At 73.4% G+C, this 1905-nt stretch carries 3 protein-coding genes; all 3 read right to left on the reverse strand.

Annotated features, from left to right (window positions below; genetic code table 11):
• Positions 1-144: 144 nt before the first annotated feature.
• A complete protein-coding gene (locus ACMZ42_RS26940; protein WP_415733409.1) occupies positions 145-714 on the reverse strand; it encodes an inosine/xanthosine triphosphatase in 570 nt (189 codons plus the stop codon).
• Positions 711-1448 carry a class I SAM-dependent methyltransferase gene (locus ACMZ42_RS26945; protein ID WP_415733410.1) on the reverse strand — a complete coding sequence of 246 codons (738 nt, stop codon included), beginning with the start codon at positions 1446-1448 and terminating at the stop codon, positions 711-713. The genes ACMZ42_RS26940 and ACMZ42_RS26945 overlap by 4 nt, the downstream gene beginning before the upstream one ends.
• On the reverse strand, positions 1445-1905 hold a 461-nt coding region (locus ACMZ42_RS26950), incomplete at its 5' end, for a uracil phosphoribosyltransferase (RefSeq protein WP_415733412.1). The genes ACMZ42_RS26950 and ACMZ42_RS26945, both read right to left, overlap by 4 nt.

A 1905-nucleotide genomic window follows, 5' to 3' on the forward strand; every position in this document is an offset into this window, starting at 1 on the left:
GCCACCGGGGTGCAGGTCGATCGTGGCGCCCACGTAGTCGAGTTCGGCCGGCTCGAAGGGCACCGGCGCATCCGACACGGCCACCGCGTCGAGCATCGCGTCCCCGATGACGAGCATCCCCCGGTCCGGTGTCGGCCCGGCCATTCAGTACCTGAGCTCGGGTACTGCGCCGGCTCCGGTCGGCAGGAACTTCAGCAGCGCGAGGACGACCGGCTGTACGTAGTAGGTGGTGCGGGTGACGACGCCGGAGGACAGCTCGGAGACCAGGCCCATCTCGCGCCAGTCGCCGCCCTGCTGCACGCGGGCGGTGATGCCGCCCATCTCTGTGCCGTTCCTGATCGGCTCGGCAACGGCCTCGGGCAGCTCGAAGGTGGCGCTGCGGCTGCGGCCGACCGCGTCCCCGGAAAGCACCACCACCCAGGCGTTGACCATGAGTCGGCCGCCGACGGTCTCGACGCCGCCCTCGATGCCCACCCAGAAGTCGGCCTCGGGCCGCGCCGAACGGGCGCTGCGGGCGCGGTACTCGGCGCCGGCCAGTGTCTCCTCGTCGGTCATGGGCTGCGCGGTGGTGTCCTCGACGGCGATCCCCTCCACGGTCGGCTCCGCGCCGGTGAGCAGCCGGAACGCCTCGCGGACGGCAGCGGTCTTGGCCGGGTTGCGGGAGCCGGTGACCACCCGAAGGGGCTTGTGGTCGGGGTCGGACTGGTGGATCACGCGGTTCTCCCCGGTGCCGGCTCGGGCGATTTCCTCCACACCACGACGATCAGTCCATTCTGCTGGTGAAAGTGGGCTTCCCGTAGAAAAGTCTGGAATTCGGCTCGGAACTCTACCGGCGACAGGAACACATCGCGCCGTACATGCCGGATCCACGCCGGGCTGAGCCTATAGGCGGTCACCCGCAGCGCGGTGAGCGTTCCCGCGCGCCGGACGTACGCGGGAAACGCCGCCAGGGCCGCCCTGAGGATCGGCAGGGTCCGCCGCGGGCCGCGGCCGGCCGACGGGCCGAGGGCGCCGTGGAAGTCGGCGAGCACCGCGACCCCGCCGGGTACGAGCACTCGGGCGACCTCTGGCAACGACCGTTCCAGACGGGTGTGGTGGAGTGCCCCGTAGCTGTAGACGCAGTCGAAGCCGGCGTCGCCGAACGGCAGCCGCTCGGCGTGGCCGCGGACGACCGGCACGCCGCGGGCGCGGGCCTGGCGTACGGCTGACGGGTCGAGGTCGAGGCCCACCACGCCGTCGAAGTCGGCGGCCAGCGCGGCAGCGACGGCGGCGGAACCGCAGCCGAGGTCCAGCGCCAGCCCGCCGCCCCTGCCGACGTGCTCACGGATGAGCGCCGCGGTCGCCGGCGCCTTGAGGTCCTCCCAGCGCCGCAGACCGCCGCGGCGGCCGTGGAACGGCAGCCGCCGTGCGCGGGAACGGTTCCCGGCAGCAGGGGCGCGGCCGCTCACGATTCCTGCCCGGCGGCCCAGCGCAGCGAGGTGCCGGGGTTGCCGAGGGCGAACTCCCCGATGTCGAATCCCGGCCCGACCATCCGCCCGTCGTCGGCCACCCGCTCGTCGTGCCAGATGCAGTGGATGTGCGCCCCGGGGACGTGTTCCAGCAGCAGGTCCCGGCCCCGGTCGGCGACGAAGGGCACGATGATGTCGATGCGGGCGGCCCGCGGGCCCACCCGGTCGGCCAGCGTCCGGCAGGCGGTCAGCGCCGTCCGCCCGGACGCCAGGGCCACGTCCAGCAGGGCGTAGCGGACTCCGGGGGCGTCGGGGACCGAGCCGTAGACCATGACCGGATCCGCCTCGTGCGCGGTCCTGTACGGCACCAGCACGCCCATCGGACCCGGCCCGAAGGCATCGAGCCAGGGCTGCCACAGCATCAGGCCGCCGCGCAGCATGAAGAGCGGCACGGTGG

This window comes from Lysinibacillus sp. NPDC056185, assembly GCF_047737915.1.
In the GTDB taxonomy this organism is placed as follows: domain Bacteria; phylum Bacillota; class Bacilli; order Bacillales_A; family Planococcaceae; genus Lysinibacillus.